General features: G+C 62.7%; 14 protein-coding genes. 4 read left to right on the top strand and 10 right to left on the bottom strand.

Annotated features, from left to right (window positions below):
• Window positions 1-44 precede the first annotated feature (44 nt).
• From B5E66_RS01385 to B5E66_RS01375, 3 genes are read right to left on the bottom strand one after another with little or no spacing between them, the layout of a single operon-like run.
• On the bottom strand, window positions 45-920 hold the full coding sequence (locus tag B5E66_RS01385) for a sugar ABC transporter permease (protein WP_087228189.1): 876 nt from the start codon (window positions 918-920) through the stop codon (window positions 45-47).
• Between the two features lie 2 nt (window positions 921-922).
• The gene (locus B5E66_RS01380; protein WP_087228188.1) at window positions 923-2,317 is read right to left on the bottom strand and encodes a carbohydrate ABC transporter permease; all 1,395 of its coding nucleotides are present in this window, start codon (window positions 2,315-2,317) and stop codon (window positions 923-925) included.
• Between the two features lie 19 nt (window positions 2,318-2,336).
• Window positions 2,337-3,599 (bottom strand): extracellular solute-binding protein, encoded by a 1,263-nt coding sequence (locus B5E66_RS01375; RefSeq protein ID WP_087228187.1) that lies wholly within the window; start codon window positions 3,597-3,599, stop codon window positions 2,337-2,339.
• A gap of 319 nt (window positions 3,600-3,918) precedes the next feature.
• Here B5E66_RS01375 and B5E66_RS01370 point away from each other — a divergent pair, with 319 nt between their 5' ends.
• From B5E66_RS01370 to B5E66_RS01360, 3 genes are all read left to right on the top strand, one after another.
• Window positions 3,919-4,911 (top strand): LacI family DNA-binding transcriptional regulator, encoded by a 993-nt coding sequence (locus B5E66_RS01370; protein ID WP_087228186.1) that lies wholly within the window; start codon window positions 3,919-3,921, stop codon window positions 4,909-4,911.
• Between the two features lie 188 nt (window positions 4,912-5,099).
• Entirely contained in the window at window positions 5,100-6,467 is a 1,368-nt protein-coding gene (gene trkA / locus B5E66_RS01365) for a Trk system potassium transporter TrkA (RefSeq protein WP_087228185.1), read from the top strand.
• Window positions 6,464-7,906 carry a TrkH family potassium uptake protein gene (locus tag B5E66_RS01360; RefSeq protein ID WP_087228184.1) on the top strand — a complete coding sequence of 481 codons (1,443 nt, stop codon included), beginning with the start codon at window positions 6,464-6,466 and terminating at the stop codon, window positions 7,904-7,906. Before trkA ends, B5E66_RS01360 begins: the two co-directional genes overlap by 4 nt.
• Before the next feature lie 49 nt (window positions 7,907-7,955).
• Here B5E66_RS01360 and B5E66_RS01355 read toward each other — a convergent pair whose 3' ends face one another.
• From B5E66_RS01355 to B5E66_RS01340, 4 genes are read right to left on the bottom strand one after another with little or no spacing between them, the layout of a single operon-like run.
• Window positions 7,956-8,816, bottom strand: coding sequence for a hypothetical protein (locus B5E66_RS01355; RefSeq protein WP_087228183.1), 861 nt, complete (start codon window positions 8,814-8,816; stop codon window positions 7,956-7,958).
• Between the two features lie 30 nt (window positions 8,817-8,846).
• Window positions 8,847-10,163 (bottom strand): competence/damage-inducible protein A, encoded by a 1,317-nt coding sequence (locus B5E66_RS01350; RefSeq protein ID WP_087228182.1) that lies wholly within the window; start codon window positions 10,161-10,163, stop codon window positions 8,847-8,849.
• A 14-nt stretch (window positions 10,164-10,177) separates the two neighbouring features.
• Window positions 10,178-11,377 carry a tRNA uracil 4-sulfurtransferase ThiI gene (thiI, locus tag B5E66_RS01345; protein WP_087228181.1) on the bottom strand — a complete coding sequence of 400 codons (1,200 nt, stop codon included), beginning with the start codon at window positions 11,375-11,377 and terminating at the stop codon, window positions 10,178-10,180.
• 24 nt (window positions 11,378-11,401) lie between these two features.
• Window positions 11,402-12,553, bottom strand: coding sequence for a cysteine desulfurase family protein (locus B5E66_RS01340; RefSeq protein ID WP_087228321.1), 1,152 nt, complete (start codon window positions 12,551-12,553; stop codon window positions 11,402-11,404).
• Between the two features lie 182 nt (window positions 12,554-12,735).
• On the opposite strand from B5E66_RS01340, the gene B5E66_RS01335 reads away from it, so the two are divergent.
• Entirely contained in the window at window positions 12,736-13,719 is a 984-nt protein-coding gene (locus B5E66_RS01335; RefSeq protein WP_087228180.1) for a GDSL-type esterase/lipase family protein, read from the top strand.
• A 67-nt stretch (window positions 13,720-13,786) separates the two neighbouring features.
• Here the strand turns inward: B5E66_RS01335 and B5E66_RS01330 are convergent, their stop codons facing one another.
• The 3 genes from B5E66_RS01330 to B5E66_RS01320 all read right to left on the bottom strand — a co-directional run bounded on the left by B5E66_RS01330 (window position 13,787) and on the right by B5E66_RS01320 (window position 16,873).
• A complete protein-coding gene (locus B5E66_RS01330; RefSeq protein WP_087228179.1) occupies window positions 13,787-14,158 on the bottom strand; it encodes a RidA family protein in 372 nt (123 codons plus the stop codon).
• Window positions 14,159-14,179: 21 nt separating this feature from the next.
• The gene (gene ilvA / locus B5E66_RS01325) at window positions 14,180-15,376 is read right to left on the bottom strand and encodes a threonine ammonia-lyase (RefSeq protein ID WP_087228178.1); all 1,197 of its coding nucleotides are present in this window, start codon (window positions 15,374-15,376) and stop codon (window positions 14,180-14,182) included.
• A 192-nt stretch (window positions 15,377-15,568) separates the two neighbouring features.
• Window positions 15,569-16,873: a leucine-rich repeat domain-containing protein gene (locus B5E66_RS01320; RefSeq protein WP_087228177.1), complete on the bottom strand. Its 1,305-nt coding sequence runs from the start codon at window positions 16,871-16,873 to the stop codon at window positions 15,569-15,571.
• Window positions 16,874-16,903: the final 30 nt, after the last annotated feature.

The raw sequence follows: 16,903 nt of genomic DNA, 5'->3' as shown, positions 1-16,903 counted from the left end.
GGCTGCTGTGTTGCAGAAGGGGTGTGTGTTTCAGAGATACCCGATTAGCCTTTGACCGCACCAGCCATGCCGTTGACGTAGTATTTCTGCAGTTTGAGGAAGAGGATCGCAATGGGGATCGAGATCAGCACCGCGCCCGCGGCGAAGCTGGTGTACCAGCTGTCGATGTATTCCTTTTCAAGCATACGCCACAGGCCGATGGCGACGGTGTACTGGTCGGCGTTGGCCCGGCAGATGACCTTGGCGAAGATGAAGTCCACCCAGGGGGCGGTGAAGGAGGTCAGGATGGTGTAGATGACGATGGGCTTGGAAAGGGGCAGGGTGATCTTGGTGAAGATCTGCCAGCGGGTGCAGCCGTCCAGCATGGCGGCCTCGTCCAGGTCCTTGGGGATGGTGTCAAAGAAGCCCTTGGTGATCTGGAAGCCCAGGGCCGCGCCGCCCGAGTAGCAGAGGATCAGAGCCAGACGGACGTTGTTGCCCTCGGTCAGGCCCACGGCCTTCAGGATGAAGTAGACGGCCACCATGGACATGAAGCCGGGGAACAGGCCCAGGATCATGGCCATGTTCATGTAGGGCTTGCGCAGCTTGAACTTGAGCCGGGACAGGCAGAAGGAAGCCGACAGCAAAAAGAACGAGGAGAGGATGCACGAGCAGATGGCGATGAACAGGGTATTCATGAACATCTGCGGGAAGTTGAGCAGGCTCGTATCGGTGAACAGCTTGATGTAGTTGTCCAGCGTGAAGCTCTTGGGGAAGAAGGTGGAGACGTAGCTGCCCTTTTCGGCGCGGAAACTGGTCATGACCACCCACGCCACCGGGAACAGCCAGATCACCGCCAGGATGGAAAGGACGATGTAGACGATGACGTTGTTGCGTGTCCGGATGCGTTTGGCACTTAACTGCTTTGCATTGTTGCTCATGCTCAGATGCCTCCTTCTTCACGGTAGGACTTGCTGCGGCGGTAAGTCAGCAGCGAGCCGATGGCCAGGATGATGAATGTCAGGATGCCGACCACGGCGCCCACATTGTAGTACTGTTTGTCGATGGTCAGCTTGTACAGCCAGGTGACCAGCAGGTCGGTGCTGCCGGCCGTGGAGGCCAGGTCGGTGACGGGGTCGCCGCCGGACAGCAGGTAGATGACGTTGAAGTTGTTGACGTTGCCGGTGAAGGTGGCGATCAGGTACGGGGTGGTGACGTAGAACATATAGGGCAGCGTGATGCGGAAGAAGGTCTGCACTGCGTTGGCGCCGTCTACGGTGGCAGCCTCATACAGGTCGGAGGGGATGTTCTGCAGCACGCCGGTCAGCTGCAGCAGGGTGTAGGGCACGCCCACCCAGATGTTGATCAGGATGACGGTCACCCGGGCCCAGGTGGGATCGGTGAAGAAGGGAAGGCTCACGCCGTCCGCGATGAGGCCCAGCTGCCGCAGCAGCACGTTGACAGCGCCTTCGGGCTGCAGCATGGTGCGCATGATCAGCAGGGAGACGAACATGGGCACCGCGCAGGGCAGAACGAAGCAGAAACGCCAGAAACCCTTGGCCTTGGTGTCCTTGCGGTTGATGATGATGGCCAGGATCATGCCTGCAAAGTAGTTGGTGAAGGTGGCAAAGAAGGCCCACACCAGCGTCCAGCCCAGCACCTTCCAGAAGGTGGAGCCCAGGATCGAGTTGGAGTCGAACAGGGTGCGGAAGTTGTCCAGGCCCACCCAGTCGAACAGGACCAGGTGGTTGTCGATCTTGCTGTAATTGGTGAACGCCATGCAGATCATGAAGATCAGAGGCAGGATGGTCAGGGCGGTGATGAAGAACATGGAGGGGGTCATCAGGAGACGGTAGAGGTTGGAGTCGAACAGCTCCTTGATGTCCTCGCTGAAGGTGAAGATGTGCTTGCCGGCTTTGGCCTGCAGCTGGACGTTGTAGGCGCTCTTGAGGGTGCCGCGCCAGATCCAGAACATGACGCCGGTCACAAGGATGGTGGCCAGGCCGTACAGCAAAAGCAGGATGGATTGGTCGCCATGGGTGTACTCAAAGATCTGGAGCTCCTCGTTCCAGACCTCCTGGCGCTCGACGCTGCCCAGGGATACCAGCATGGACAGATTGTAAAAGCCGTTGGTCACCATAAAGGCGATGTAGGCGACCTCGGCTGCCAGGAACAGCAGCCCCTTGACCACCTGGCCGTGGACCATATTGCCCAGGCCCATCACCACCATGGACAGCCGGGTGAAGATATCGCCGTTCTTGATGGCTTCCATGCAGGTGATGGGGTTGTCGATCTTGAGGGTGTTGCTGCGCAGTTTTAAAGCACTTGTGGCATTCATGCACGAATCCTCCCTTTCCTTATGAGATGCCGTCGCTGTTCATGGCATCGTTCATGGCCTGGGTCTGCTCAGCGGCGTTGTCGTGGGTGATGGTCCCGCTGCGGATGCCCTTGCCCATGTTCTCGACCGGGGTCCAGCAGTTGCTCATGCCCGAGACGAAAGGCTGGAGGATCGAGGTGCGGTTGAAGGTGTCGTTCTGGGCGGCCACCAGCTCGTCGCTGGCGATGGCGGGGTCGGCCAGAAGCTCGGTGTTGCAGGGGATGACGGTGCGCAGGTCGTAGTGCAGCTGCTGTGCCTCGGGGCCGCCCAGGTAGAGGGCCAGCTGGATGGCCTGCACCATGTACTTGCTGTTGGTGTTGACGCCGATGGCTTTGCTGCCGGCGTAGGCGTACATCTGCTTTTCCTCCCCGTTCAGGGTGAAGGTGGGCAGCGCGGCCACGCCCATGTTGTCGCCCAGGATCTCCTTGATGGCCTCCGCGTCCCACGAGCCGGTGAAGATGGCCTTGATGCTGCCGTCGCGCAGGCCGGCCATGCCGGAACCGTCGGCGTCCACCGTGAAGTTGGGGTTGTTGTACAGGTCGATCAGGTAGTTGGTGACGTCCACCGCCTTCTGGCCTGCAAAGTCCGCGCCCAGCTCTTCCTGGGTGCCGTCCCCGAACAGGGTGCAGCCGTTGCCGAAATAGAAGGCGGGCAGATACCAGGAGTTGGTGAAGGGGAAGCTGACCACGCCCTTGGTGAGCATGGTGTCCAGGTTCTTGATGTCGTCCTCCGAGAAGGTGGACTTATCGTAGTACATGAACCAGGTGTTGGTGGTGAAGGGCACGCCGTAGATGTAGTCGTCCATGGTCAGGCTGTCCACCAGGCTGGGGCTGTTGCTGGCGCTGATCTCATCGGCGTAGATGCCGCCGAATTTGGCCAGGGCGCCGGCGTCGGTCAGGGTGGTGAGGGTGTCGTTGGCGAACATGAACACATCGGCGCTGGCCTCCGCATCCTGGCTGACGGTGCCTGCCGCACCGGCCTCGTCGGCGACGCCATAGACAAAGGTGATGTTCCACTCGGGGTGCAGCTCGGCAAAACGGTCGCAGCAGGTCTGCAGCCATTCACCGCTGTCCTTGGCCTGGTCCTGGGACGGGCTCCAGACCATCAGACGGACATTTTCGCCGCTGCCCTCGGAACATCCGCTCAGCATGCCGCCCGCAGCGGCAGTCCCGGCCGCCACCGCAGACAGGCGCAGAAAGTCCCTTCTGGACAGAAGGCGGGGAGCGGACCAGTTTTTGCGCATTAGCAATTCCTCCTTTTTGCTTCTCATAAACGGGTGCGAAGGGCGTTGCGAAGTTTCGTAATGTTTCGCGATGGCATTATCATAAACCAAATTGCGCTAAGAATCAAGTCTTTTTTTGAAAATCGTGAATTTTTTGTGAATCATGTACAACCAAAATCCATTGATTTCAGGCGATTTAACAACGGGCGACTGCGATGCACAAAAATACGAAACTTTTTTTGAGGTTTCGTACAGGCTCCGGCATTTGCCTTTTGGACCCGGGATGGGTATAATAAAACCATGAAAAGACTATCTTCGGCCGGAAAGGAGGTGCAAACAGATGCCGACTATGGAAGATATTGCCAAAAAAGTGGGGGTGTCCAAGGGGACGGTGTCCAAAGCCCTGAACGGCGCGCCGGATATCAGCGAAACTTTGCGCAAAACCATCCTCGAGACCGCCGTCACCCTGGGCTATACCCGGGCCCGGCGGGGGGCGGTACGCACCCTGTGCGTCCTGATCGAGAACATGGACTACGCAAAGCCTGAGGATTTCGGCTACGATGTCATCGCCGGCTTCCGGCAGATGGCAGAGCCTTCCGGCTACAGCGTCCGCGTGGTGGATATGAGCAAGGAGATGCAGCGCTCGGTGAGCTACGACACCTTCATGCTGCAGGAGGGCTACCTGGGGGCCTTGATCCTGGGGGCCACCCTGAACGACCCCTGGATGAAGGAATTTCCCACCAGCCGCACCCCGGCGGTGCTGTATGACAACCTGATCCTGGGCAACCCCACCATCTCCACCCTGGGCGTGGACAACAACGAGGCCATCGGCCAGGCGGTCAACGCGCTGTGCGGCATGGGCCACCAGAAGATCGGCTACCTCAGCGGGGCGCTGGGCTCCCATATCACCCAGGTGCGGTATAAGAGCTTTTTCCATGAGATACGCCGCCGCAAGCTGCCCAGTGGGGTGTCGATGGCGGGCTATGCCTACTCCTTTTCCGAGTGCGTCAACACCCATCTGCCCCGCCTGCTGGACATGGGGGTGACCGCCGTGCTGTGCAGCTCGGATCTGCTGGCCCACACCGCCCTGATCCGCTGCCTGGAACTGGGCATCCAGGTGCCCCAGCGGCTGAGCATCATCGGCTTTGACGACCTGCCTTTCTGCGCCCACACCTCGCCCCCCCTGACCACCATCCGTCAGGACCGGCTGCAGATCGGCAAGAGCGGCTATTATGCCCTGGACAGCCTTTTGAACGGAGTGCCCATCAGCAGCCTGCTGCTGCACGCCCAGCTGATCCTGCGGGGTTCCACCGGGCCCGCGCCCAGGCTGTGAGTGCAGCCAAACTGCAAACGATACCGCGGCCAGCCGGGAGGGATGCTCCTTTCCGGGCTGGCCGTTTTGCTGTCCGGCCCATGTGCTTATAGACCTTTGGGTCCGATTGTGCTAGAATAAGGTGTATTCCATCCATTGGCCGACAGGCAAGGGCCGGCCCTGCGTGAGAATAGAAAGGACGCTTTTGTATGAAGATCATACTTGTGGGCGGCGGCAAAGTGGGCACAGCCCTGGCCCGCCAGCTCAGTGAGGAAGGCCACAGCGTGACGGTGATCGACACCAACAAGGCCCGCGTGGAGCAGATCGTACAGGCTTACGATGTGCTGGGCGTGGTGGGCAACGGTTCCTCCATCACCACCCTGAACGAGGCCGGCATCGAGGACACCGACGTCTTTATCTCCATCACCGGCTCGGATGAGCTGAATCTGCTCTGCTGCATGTTTGCCAAAAAGGCGGGCAGCCGCCATACCATCGCCCGGGTGCGCAACCCGTCGTACAGCCACGAGCTGGACTTCATCCGCCAGCAGACCGGCATTTCGGCCATCATCAACCCCGAGATGGCCGCCGCCAAGGAGATCTCCCGGCTGCTGCGCTTCCCCGGCGCCAGCAAGATCGACACCTTTGCGGGGGGCCGGGTGCGGCTGATCAAGTTTGCCCTGGCCGACCAGCTGGATGGGATGCCCATTCGGGATATCCCTTCCCGGATGGGATGCGATATCCTGGTGTGCGCGGTGGAGCGGGGGCAGACCGTCACCATCCCTGACGGCAGCTTTGTGCTGCGCAAAGGGGACCTGGTCACCTTCCTGGCCACCGAGGAGAAGGCCCAGCAGTTCTTTGTCAAGCTGGGCCTGCCGGTCAAGCCGGTGAAGAACGCCATGATCGTGGGGGGCGGCGCCATCGCCTTCTATCTCAGCCAGTACCTGTTGGAGAGCAAGATCAAGGTGCGGATCATCGAGCGGGACCTCGAGCGCTGCGACTACCTGGCCGAGGAACTGCCCCAGGCCCAGATCCTCTGCGAGGACGGCTCCAACCGGGGCTTCCTGCTCAGCGAAGGGCTGGATTCGGCCGAGTCCTTTGTGGCCCTGACCAATATGGACGAGGAGAACATCCTGCTGTCCCTGTTCGCCTCCAACCACTCCAAAGCCAAACTGGTCACCAAGATCAACCGTCTGGAGTTTGACGACATCCTCTCCAGCTTTGACCTGGGCAGCATCATCTACCCCAAATACATGACCTGCGACTTTGTGGTGCAGTATGTCCGCGCCCTGCAAAACGCGGCGGGCAGCAATGTCAAGACCCTGTACCGCATCCTGGACGACCGGGTGGAAGCCCTGGAATTCACCGTCCACGAAGTCAGCGCCGCCACCGGCGTGCCCCTGAGCGAGCTGCACCTCAAGCCCAACCTGCTGTTGTGCTGCATCACCCGGGGGGATGAGATCATCATTCCCCGGGGCGGCGACACCATCCAGCTGGGGGATACCGTCATTGTGGTCACCCTGCAGCACGGCCTGCATGACCTGCGGGATATCGTGGCCGGGCAGGGAGGCGCACGATGAACTATGCCATAGTGTTCCGCCTGCTGGGCTACATCCTGCTGTGTGAGGGCGGGCTGATGGCCTTCCCGGCGGCAGTCAGCGTCCTGTACGGCGAGTGGGACATCCTGGGGGTGTTCCTGTTCACCATCGCCCTGTGCCTGGTCATTGGGGGCCTGCTGACCCGCATCAAGCCCCGCAGCAAGATCTTCTACATGCGGGAGAGCTGCGTCACCGCCGCCCTGACCTGGATCGTCATCAGCATCATGGGGGCGGTGCCCTTTGTCCTGTCGGGCGCCATCCCCGACCCCATCGGGGCCTTGTTTGAGACGGTGTCCGGCTTTACCACCACCGGCGCATCGGTGCTGGCCGACGTGGAAAGCCTGCCCATGGGCATTTTGTTCTGGCGCAGCTTCACCCACTGGATCGGCGGCATGGGCATCCTGGTGTTCCTGCTGGCTGTGCTGCCCCTTACCGGCGGCAGCCATGTCAACCTGATGAAGGCCGAGAGCCCCGGTCCCCAGGTGGAAAAAATGGTGCCCTCGGTGCAGGCCACGGCCAAGATCCTCTATGGCATCTACCTGGGCATGACCGTCCTGCAGATCATCTTTATGCTGGCGGGGGGCTGCCCCCTGATGGACACCCTGCTGATCACCTTTGGTTCGGCGGGCACCGGCGGTTTTGGCATCAAGAATGACAGCATGGCCAGCTATTCCACCTACATCCAGGTGGTGGTCACCGTCTTTATGATCCTGTTCGGCGTCAACTTCAGCGCCTATTTCTACCTGATGCGGCGCAAGTGGCGCAAGGCCGCCGCCATCGAGGAGGTGCGCTGGTATCTGGGGGTGGTCTTTGCGGCCATCGCCCTCATCAGCTGGAACATCCGCGATTTGTTCCCCAACCTCCTCACCGCCATCCAGCAGGCTGCCTTCCAGGTAGGGTCCATCATCACCACCACCGGGTTCTCCTCCTGCGACTTTGACCAGTGGCCCTCCTTTGCCAAGAGCATTCTGGTGGTGCTGATGTTCATCGGCGCCTGCGCGGGCAGCACCGGCGGCGGCATGAAGATCAGCCGCTTTATGATCCTGGCCAAGAGCATCCGCAAGGAGATCGCCCAGACGCTGCACCCCAACGTGGTGGCGCCGGTGCGTGTGGACGGCAAGCCTCTGGACCAGGACACCCTGCGCTCCACCAACGTGTTCATGGCGGCCTATTTCATCATCTTTGGGGCGTCGGTGCTGCTGGTCAGCCTGGACGGCCAGGGCCTGGTGACCAATTTCACCGCTGTGGCGGCCACCTTCAACAACATCGGCCCCGGCCTGGAGGGGGTAGGCCCTATGGCAAACTTTGGGCTGTACTCGGGCTTTTCCAAACTGGTGCTGACGGTGGATATGCTGGCGGGCCGCCTGGAACTGTTCCCCCTGCTGATGCTGTTCGTCCCGGAGACGTGGAAAAAGTTCTGAACATAGAAAAAGCTCCGCCTTCCCAAGAAGGCGGGGCCTTTGTTTTTGTTTATAGAAAGATCGCTCCCGAGTGGGCGGGCGGCTGGGATGCCCCCGCCAGGCTGCGCAGCAGCTGGGGCAGAGCAGAGAGGTCCCCGCCGGTGGCCTGCAAAGCCAGCACCAGACCCACGGCCGCGGCCAGCAGAAGGGCCAGCAGCAGCCGCGTCCGCCAGCGGCGTGCGGCGCCGTGTGCACGGCCCGCTCTGCAATAACGGACCCCCTTGGCCTGGGGCAGACGCTTGGCGGCCCGCCGGATCATGTCCAGCAGCCAGAGAGCGGGGCTGCCCTCCGGCGGCACGCTGCACACCCAGCAGCCCTTGCGCCGGGCCAGCAGCACCAGGGTATCCCCATCCCGGGCCAGCACGCCGGCCACCAGGTCGGCGTGGGTCAGATGGACGGCGGCCTGCATCCGGCACAGCTTGTCCGCCAGGGGGTCCTGGGCCGGAGCGCGGCTTACCCGGGCATCCACTTTGGCCATGAGAGCGGCGTCCAGGCAGCTGCCCGCCCCAAAATCAAACACCCGGCTGATCCCAGGCCGCCCTTCCAGCCGGGAGGCCAGAAGGGCCAGGGCTTCGGGGTCGGCGCAGGCCAGCAGCCTGTCCCGCCCCACCAGGGCCTGGGCGGTGCAGTCGGCCAGGGTGTCGCCCCCGGCTCCGTACAGCCCTCCGGCAAAGGCGCGGCGCAGCCGCTCCCCGGCCCGGTGCAGCGCGCGGGGCGGCGCGGTCAGGGCCAGCAGGGTCTCGGCGCCCTGGGCCCGGCTTTCCACATGGGCCAGGCCGCACCGGCCTGCCAGCCCGGCTGCCGCCTGTTCCACCTCTGCCGGTTCCACCCCAAAAAAGCGGAGCACCCGGCTCTCGTTTGCCGCTGCCATCACGCATACCCCCTGCCGTCGTTTTTAAAGTTACAAGATCAGCGCCTCGTTCAGGGCCTCCAGGGCCTGGGCATCCCCGCAGGCGCCGGCTTCCAGTCGGTAACAGCCCGCCGGAGCCTTGCCCTGGGCCAGCCGCAGCGCCAGCTCCAGGGCGGCGTGAGCCGCCCGGGCGCGGATGTTTTCACGGTCTGCCCGGACATAGTGGAATTTCTCCACATACACCCCCGCCGGACCGGCCCCCGCGATGTAGACGGTGCCCACCGGGCGCACGGCGTCGCCGCCGCCCGGGCCTGCCAGCCCGGTGACCGCCACCGCGATATCCGCCCCCGAGACTTCTTTGGCGCCCCGGGCCATCTGGGCCGCCACCGGCCCCGACACCACGTTGTAGCGCCGGATGACCGCCGGGTCCACCCCGATCAGGCGGGCCTTGGCCTGTTCCCAATAGGTGACAAAGCCATAGCCAAAGACGTTGCTGGCCCCCGGCACCCCGGTCAGCTGCTGGGCGATCAGGCCGCCGGTGCAGCTCTCGGCGGTGGCAATGGTCCGGCCCTGGGCCTCCAGGGTGTGCACCACCGTGTGGGCCAGGCTGGGCACATCTTCATCATACACCGCATCGCCCAGAATATCATAGAACTTTTTGGCATATGCCCGGCACATTTCCGCACCCTGCCCGGCAGTAGCGGCCCGGGCGGTGATCCGGATCTCACTTTCGCCGGTCTTGCAGTAGATGGCGGCGGTGGGATTTTCGTTTTTCAACAGGTCCCGCACCCGGTACTCGATCTCGCTTTCGCCCCCCAGCACCCGCAGGGTCAGGGAGTGGAGGGAGCAGTTTTGACGGGCCAGCAGGAGGGGACGGATCTGTTCGGTCCACATGGCTTTCATCTCGGCCGGTACGCCCGGCATCAGGACGGCGCATTTGCCCTCCTGCTCAAACCAGGCTCCCGGCGCGGTGCCATGGGCGTTGGGGATCTTGCGGCCGTGCACCGGCACCATGGCCTGTTTGCGGTTGTTGGGGGTGGTCTGGCGCCCCATCCGGGTGAAGAAAGAGGTGATCTTTTCCCACTCCTCGGGGTCAAAGGCCAGGGTGTCCCCGTAGCAGGCGGCCACCGTCTCTTTGGTCAGGTCGTCGTCGGTGGGGCCCAGGCCCCCGGTGAATACCAGCAGGTCGCAGCGGTCCTTGGCCGACTGCACCCACTCGGCCAGACGCTGGTGGTTGTCCCCGACGGTGCTCTGCCGCTGGACCGTGATGCCCAGATCGGCCAGTTCCCGGCTGAGATACTGGGCGTTGGTGTTCAGGATGTTGCCCAGCAGAAGCTCGGTGCCTACGCTGATGATCTCCGCTGTCATGGTGCGGCCTCCTTTCAGTCGTCCAGTTCAGTCTGGTCGTCGATGCGGATGCGCAGCCGCTGGGCCGAAGCGGCGGCCTCAGCCTCCAGGGCGGCCAGATCGGGCATGGCGGCCTCGGCCTCCAGTACCTCCTCCAGGGTGGGACGCAGCTTGGGGTGGGGCGGCGTGAAGATGGTGCAGCAGTCCTCATAGGGCAGGATGCTGGTCTCAAAGGTGCCGATGCGGCGGGCCGTTTCGATGATCTCGGTCTTGTCCATCCCGATCAGGGGGCGCAGCACCGGCAGGTCCTGGGCAGCGTCGGTGCAGCGCAGGGCCTGGACGGTCTGGCTGGCCACCTGGGCCAGGCTCTCGCCGGTGACCAGCGCCTCGCAGCCCTGCCGCTGGGCGATCTGCCCGGCGATCCGCATCATGCTGCGGCGCATCAGCACCGTGAACAGCATGGGCGGGGCGTTGTCCCGGATGCACTCCTGGGGACGGGTATAGGGCACGATGAACAGATTGCAGCTGCCGGTGTAGACGGTGGTGCGCTGGGCCAGGGCGATCACCTTGCGGCGGGCCCGCTCGGAGGTGTAGGGCGGGGAAGCGAAGTGGATGTGATCCAGCGCCAGACCCCGCTTGGCCATCCGGTAGGCCGCCACCGGGCTGTCGATGCCGCCCGACAGCATATTCAGAGCCCGGCCGCTGGTGCCCACCGGCAGGCCCCCTTCGCCGGGGGTCTTGGGTCCGTGGACGTAGGCCCCGCGGTCCCGCACCTCGACGATCACCTTGAAGTCGGGCTGGTGGACATCCACCCGCAGGTAGGGATGCCTGGACAGCAGGAAGGCGCCCAGTTCCCGCATCAGCTGGGGGCTGGTCATGGGGAAGGACTTGTCGGCCCGGCGTGCCTCCACCTTGAAGGTCTTGACCTGGCGCAGGGCCTGGCCGAGGTAGCTCTCGGCCGCGGCGCAGATGGCGTCAAAATCCTTGTCGCAGACGGCGCAGCGGCTGACGGCCGCCAGGCCGAACACCTTGGACACCCGGGCAAAGGCCAGGTCCAGGTCCGCCGCGTCGTCCTCCGGCTCGATGTAGAAGGTGGACTGGGCGCACCACACCTGGAAACGGCCCGCGTCCTTGAGGCGGTAGCGCAGGATCTTCATGAGGGCCGACTCGAACTGGTTGCGGTTGAGCCCCTTGAGGGACATCTCCCCCTGGTAACCGATGATTACTTCACGCATAATTTCTCTCCTGTTATACAGATGTCAAATTCCCTGCAGGGTCTTCATGCCCGCCTCGAACCGCTCCAGGAAGGCGTCCACGTCGGCCTCGGTGTTGTCGGCGCAGAAGGACACCCGGATGGCGGTATCCACCGCCCGGGCCGGCCGGCCCATGGCCGCCAGGGTGTGGCTGGGCTCGCCCCGGCCGCAGGCCGACGCAGAGGATACATAAATCTTTTCCTGGGCCAGCCAGGCCAGCATGGTCTCGCTGCGCACCTTGTTTTCGCTGAAATTCAGGATCTCGGGCACCGCCCCGTCGGGGCTGTTGATCTCCACGGTGGGGAAGGCGGCCAGACCCTGCCGCAGCCGCTGGTTGAGGGCCCGGGCCTGTGCGGCGCGCTGGCCGAGGGTGGGGGCCAGCTTCTGGGCGGCAGCCGCCAGCCCCAGTGCATAGGGCAGGTTTTCGGTGCCGGGGCGGATGCCCCGCTCCTGTTCGCCGCCCAGGTAGGGCGGGCGGAAGCTCTGGATCAGCTTGTCGCTGAGGTACAGCCCGCCCACCCCTTTGGGGGCGTGGATCTTGTGTCCGCTGACCGTAAAGCTGTCGATGCCGCTGTCGGCCAGGCGCACCGGCAGCCGCATCCAGGCCTGCACCCCGTCCACATGGACCATCATCCGGCTGTTGATCTTTTTGGCTTCCCGGGCCAGGCGGGCCACGTCGCACACGGCGCCGGTCTCGTTGTTCACCATCATGCAGGCCGCCAGCACGGTGGAGCGGTCGATCTGGCTGAGCATCTCGTCCACCGCAAAGCTGCCGTCGGCGTGGGGCGGCACGAACACCACCTGCCAGCCTGCGCTGGCCAGGTCTTCCAGCGGGCGGCGGACACTGGGATGTTCAAAGCCCGAACAGACGATCTTTTTGCCGAAGGTCTTGGTGCGGACGCCTCCCAGCAGGGCCAGATTGTTCCCCTCGCTGCCGCAGGAGGTGAAATACCATTCGCGGCTTTTGCACCCGAGGGTGTGGGCCAGGGCGGCCCGCGCTTGGTGAAGGGCGTCCTCGCTCTCGGCGCCGGGCCCGTAGAGGGAGGAGGGGTTGGCCCAGTGGTCAAGCATGGCCTGGTGGATCACATCGGCCACCGCAGGGTCCACCAGGGTGGTGGCCGCATTGTCCAGATAGTGGAGCGAAGGGTCTGTGCGCATGAAAAATACCTGCTTTCTGTCAAAAATGTCGGATGCATCAATATAGCAGTATAACATAAAATCCCCCTGGGGAAAAGGGGGCGGCAGTTAATATCCAATCTTGTCTGCCGGCGGCCGGCATGGTACAATAGGAACAGGATCAACAAAATTCGCCCCCGCCGGGGCAAGGGAGGTGCTGCCTCATGGCAGATTATCAGGAATACCGGCGTCATGTGCTGCACAGGCGCTGGCGCAGGATGTTTGCGACCTTTCTGGCGCTGGTGATGCTGGTGCTTTTGTGCGGCGTATGGGTGCTGTGGAGGCAGCTGTATCCCACCCCGCCCAGCCGGCAGGAACCCCAGATCACGCTGCTGGAGCAGGCGCTGCCCGATGCCTCCTGGCGGACCCTCAGCTATGAGAACTCCACCGCCCTGCAGGTGCAGACCCGGGCCGACGGCTCGACGGCGATGGATTTCCGGCTGGCGTCCATGCCGGTGACCGAGTCGGAGCCGGTGGACCTGAGTTATTTTGACAGCGCGGTCTTTCTGGGGGACAGCCTGACCCAGGGGCTGCAGATCTACGACACCGGCCTGCCCAACGCCCATTACTGCGCCTACCGCGGGGTAGGGCCCAACGCGGTGGTCAACGGGACCACCTGCACCCGCATCGACGGCGTACAGGAAGTGCCGCTGGAGGCTCTGGCCTCCTATGCGCCCAAGTCGGTGTACATCCTGCTGGGCACCAACGTCCTGACCCAGGACACCGATTACACCAGCTTTTTGAATTATTACAGCCTGATGCTGGACAACATCCGGGCGCTGCTGCCCGACGCGGATATCTACGTCCAGTCCATCACGCCAGTGCGGCCCGAGGTCAGCGCCGGCGCGGGCCACAGCGGGATGTATGGGGCCCGGTTCATCCGGGTCAACAACGACCTGGCCGCCCTGGCAGTGGAGAAGGGCTGTTATTTCCTGGACCTGTGGGAAGTGCTGGCCGACGCCAACGGCGACCTGAAAGCCGAGTACGCCCAGCCCGACGGCTACCATCTACTGCCCGAGGGTTATGCGGCCTGGGTGAGCTATCTGCGCACCCATGTGGCGCACACCGAGATCGTTACCCCCGAGGACCCCACCGCCCAGACGGCGGACAGTGCCGCAGCCGCTTCGGCTGCCCCTCTGGCCGCCTGAACCGGACGCGACAGCGCCCCCGCCCTTCCGCAGGGAAGAGCAGGGGCGCTGCTTTTTTGCAGATGGTTCAGCGCTTGGCGATGCACTCGATCTCCAGCCGGGCGCCCTTGGGGATGGCGGCCACCTGCACGCAGCTGCGGGCAGGGTAGGGCTGGGCGAATACCTGGGCATAGACCTGGTTGACGGCGGCGAAGTCGTTGATGTCGGCCAGGAAGATCACCGTTTTGACCACGTGGGCCATGGTTAGGCCGGCCTCGGCCAGGATGGCCCGGATGTTGGCCAGGCTCTGGGCGGCCTGTGCCTCCACCGTGTCGGGCATGGCGCCGGTGGCGGGGTCCACCGGGAGCTGCCCCGAAACAAACACCAGATCGCCCAGGTCGAGCGCCTGGCTGTAAGGGCCGATGGCCGCAGGCGCGTTGGATGTAGAGATCACGTTCATGGTAAAAGCTCCTTTCTTGGGTCAGCCCACCAGCTGGAAGCCGGCTTTGGCCAGTTCGGCCCGGATCTGGTTGATCTGGGCGGCGTCGCGGGTCTCCATGCCCAGCTTGAGGAAGCAGCTGGAAATGGGCATATTGGGGTCGGAACCGTCGTACTGCACCGACACCACATTGCCGCCGCAGTCGGCCACGATCCGGGATACTTTGGTCAGCTGGCCGGGCTTGTCCTCCAGGGCGATGGTCAGATTGGACTTGCGCCCGCTCATGATCAGGCCGCGGGTGATCACCCGGCTGAGGATATTGACGTCGATGTTGCCGCCCGAGACCAGGCAGACCACCTTTTTGCCCTGGATGGGCAGTTTATCGTAGAGGGCTGCCGCCACCGGCACCGCGCCGGCGCCCTCGGCCACCAGTTTCTGATTCTCCATCAGGGAGAGGATGGCCGCCGCGATCTCGTCCTCGCTGACGGTGACCATGCCGTCCACGTACGTTTCGCACATCTGGTAGGTGACCTCGCCGGGGGTCTTGACCTGGATGCCGTCGGCAAAGGTGGAGGCGGCCTCCAGGGTCTGGTACTGGTGGTTCTGCATCGAGAGCACCATACTGGGCGCCCCCGCCGCCTGGACGCCGTAGACCTTGACGTCCGGGCGCAGGCTCTTGATGGTAAAGGCGATGCCCGAGATCAGGCCGCCGCCGCCCACCGGCACGATCACCGCGTCCAGGTCGGGCAGCTGGTCCAGGATCTCCAGGCCGATGGTGCCCTGCCCCGCGATGACCAGTTCGTCGTCGTAGGGGTGGATGAAGGTCATACCGGTCTCGGACTGCAGCTGGACGGCGTAATCGTGGGCGTCGTCGTAGGTGCCGGGCACCAGGCATACTTCCGCGCCCAGGCTCTTGGTGTTTTCCACCTTCATGATGGGCGCGCCGTCGGGCATACAGACAATGCTGCGGATGCCCATCCGGGTAGCCGCCAGGGCCACGCCCTGGGCGTGGTTGCCGGCCGAACAGGCGATGACCCCCTTGGCCCGCTCTGCCTCGGACAGCTGGCTGATCTTGTAGTAGGCGCCCCGGACTTTGAAGCTGCCGGTCACCTGCAGGTTTTCGGTCTTGAGGTACAGCCTGCATCCCTGGGACAGCTGCGGCGCTTCGATCAGGTCGGTGCGGCGGGCGATGTCCTTGAGGACAAAGGCGGCGTGATAGATTTTATCCAGTGTAAGCATAATCCCTCTCGTAAACCACGCAGGGCGCTTGGCCCTGCAACATCCTTTCCGCTTAGACTTTTTCTGCTGATAGAGAACAGTATAGTTTAAAAAAACTGTTTTGTCAAATGAAACAGTTTCACCACGCCGCCCGCCCAACCCGCCGGCACAGCAAAACCCCCGCCCCTTTTGCAAGGGCGGGGGCGCTGTGGGTCAGAGGCCGAGGAGGTAGGCGAGGGGGGTGAGGGTTTCATCAAAACTTATTTTATTGTTAATGTCATCTTCTGTAAAACTTTTGCTCTTTATTAATTTTTGCTGGAGGTCACCACTGCAACCTTCGGGGCAATGAATGATGAGCTTGTCAGATGGATCATTGTCAGAAATGACGCCGTAAAATGCATAATCCCCAATCTCTGGGACATTGTAAAAGGTTATATTTTTCAGGCTGGAGCAGCCCCAAAATGCAGCGGTGCCAATGGTGGTTAAGCTCGCGGGCAAGGTGATTGAGGTCAGGCCACTGTTTTCAAATGCATAGTTGCCAATCCTTTGCAAGCTTGTGCAGCCGCCCAAGTTGATTTCGGTCAGACCGCTGGATATAAATGCAGATTCATCAATGCTTTCCAATCTTGTGCAGCCGCTCAAGTTGATTGAGGTCAGGTTTTTGCATTTCCCAAATGCCCCGAAGCCAATGCTGGTCAAGTTTTTGCAGCCGCTCAAGTTGATTGAGGTCAGACCGCTGTATGCAAATGCCACCTTGCCAATGCTGGTCACAGAGCTGGGCAGGGTGACTGTTGTCAGATTTTTGCAGCTATCAAATGCATTGTTGTCAATGGTGGTCAAATTCGTGCAGCCGCTCAAATCAAGCTCGGTGATGGAGTCTTTTTCGCTGGAAACTTTCCCTGCTAATTCAAGGATTTTAGCAGCCGTTATTTCATTGTCGTCTAGCTCTGACAAATCGATTGTCATGCCGCCAACCGTTGCCGTAGGGGCCGACGCAGAGGGCGTATCCTCACTGTCGTCATCATCACTCACAGGTTTTACCGGCTCAAAGGTATTCTCCTCGGTCACTTCCACGTCCACCACGACGTAGTATTTGCCGTCTACTTCCACCATGCCGATGCGGCCTTCCGTTACGCCGTTGGATTTCAGCTGCTCCAGCACCGCGCGGATCTGGGAAGCCGCCAGGGCGGCGGCATCCTCGGCGCTCTGGGCGGTCACCTCCCACACCTGCACCGCGTGCTGGCCGGGCCGGGCGCCGGTCAGATCGTCCACATTGAAGTTGACCGCGCTTTCCAGCCCCAGCAGGGTGAGCAGGGCCTGGCGCAGGTCGCCGCCCTTCTGCAATGCCTGCCGCAGGTCCCGCTCCAGACCGAGGTCCGCGATGAATTCGATCAGCTGCTGCACCTGGGCGCTGTTGGCCGCAGCCGCCGCGTGGCCCGAAAAACTGTCGCAGCCGGTGAGGGCGCTTGCCGCCACCGCCGCCGACAGGATGAACGCAATAGGCCGTCTCAAACGCATGATTTGTCTCCTGTGTACAAAAAACTATAC

The sequence above is a fragment of the Faecalibacterium sp. An121 genome, assembly GCF_002160915.1.
GTDB classification, from domain to species: Bacteria; Bacillota; Clostridia; order Oscillospirales; family Ruminococcaceae; genus Faecalibacterium; species Faecalibacterium avium.
This window is presented reverse-complemented; position numbering and strand designations above follow the sequence as displayed.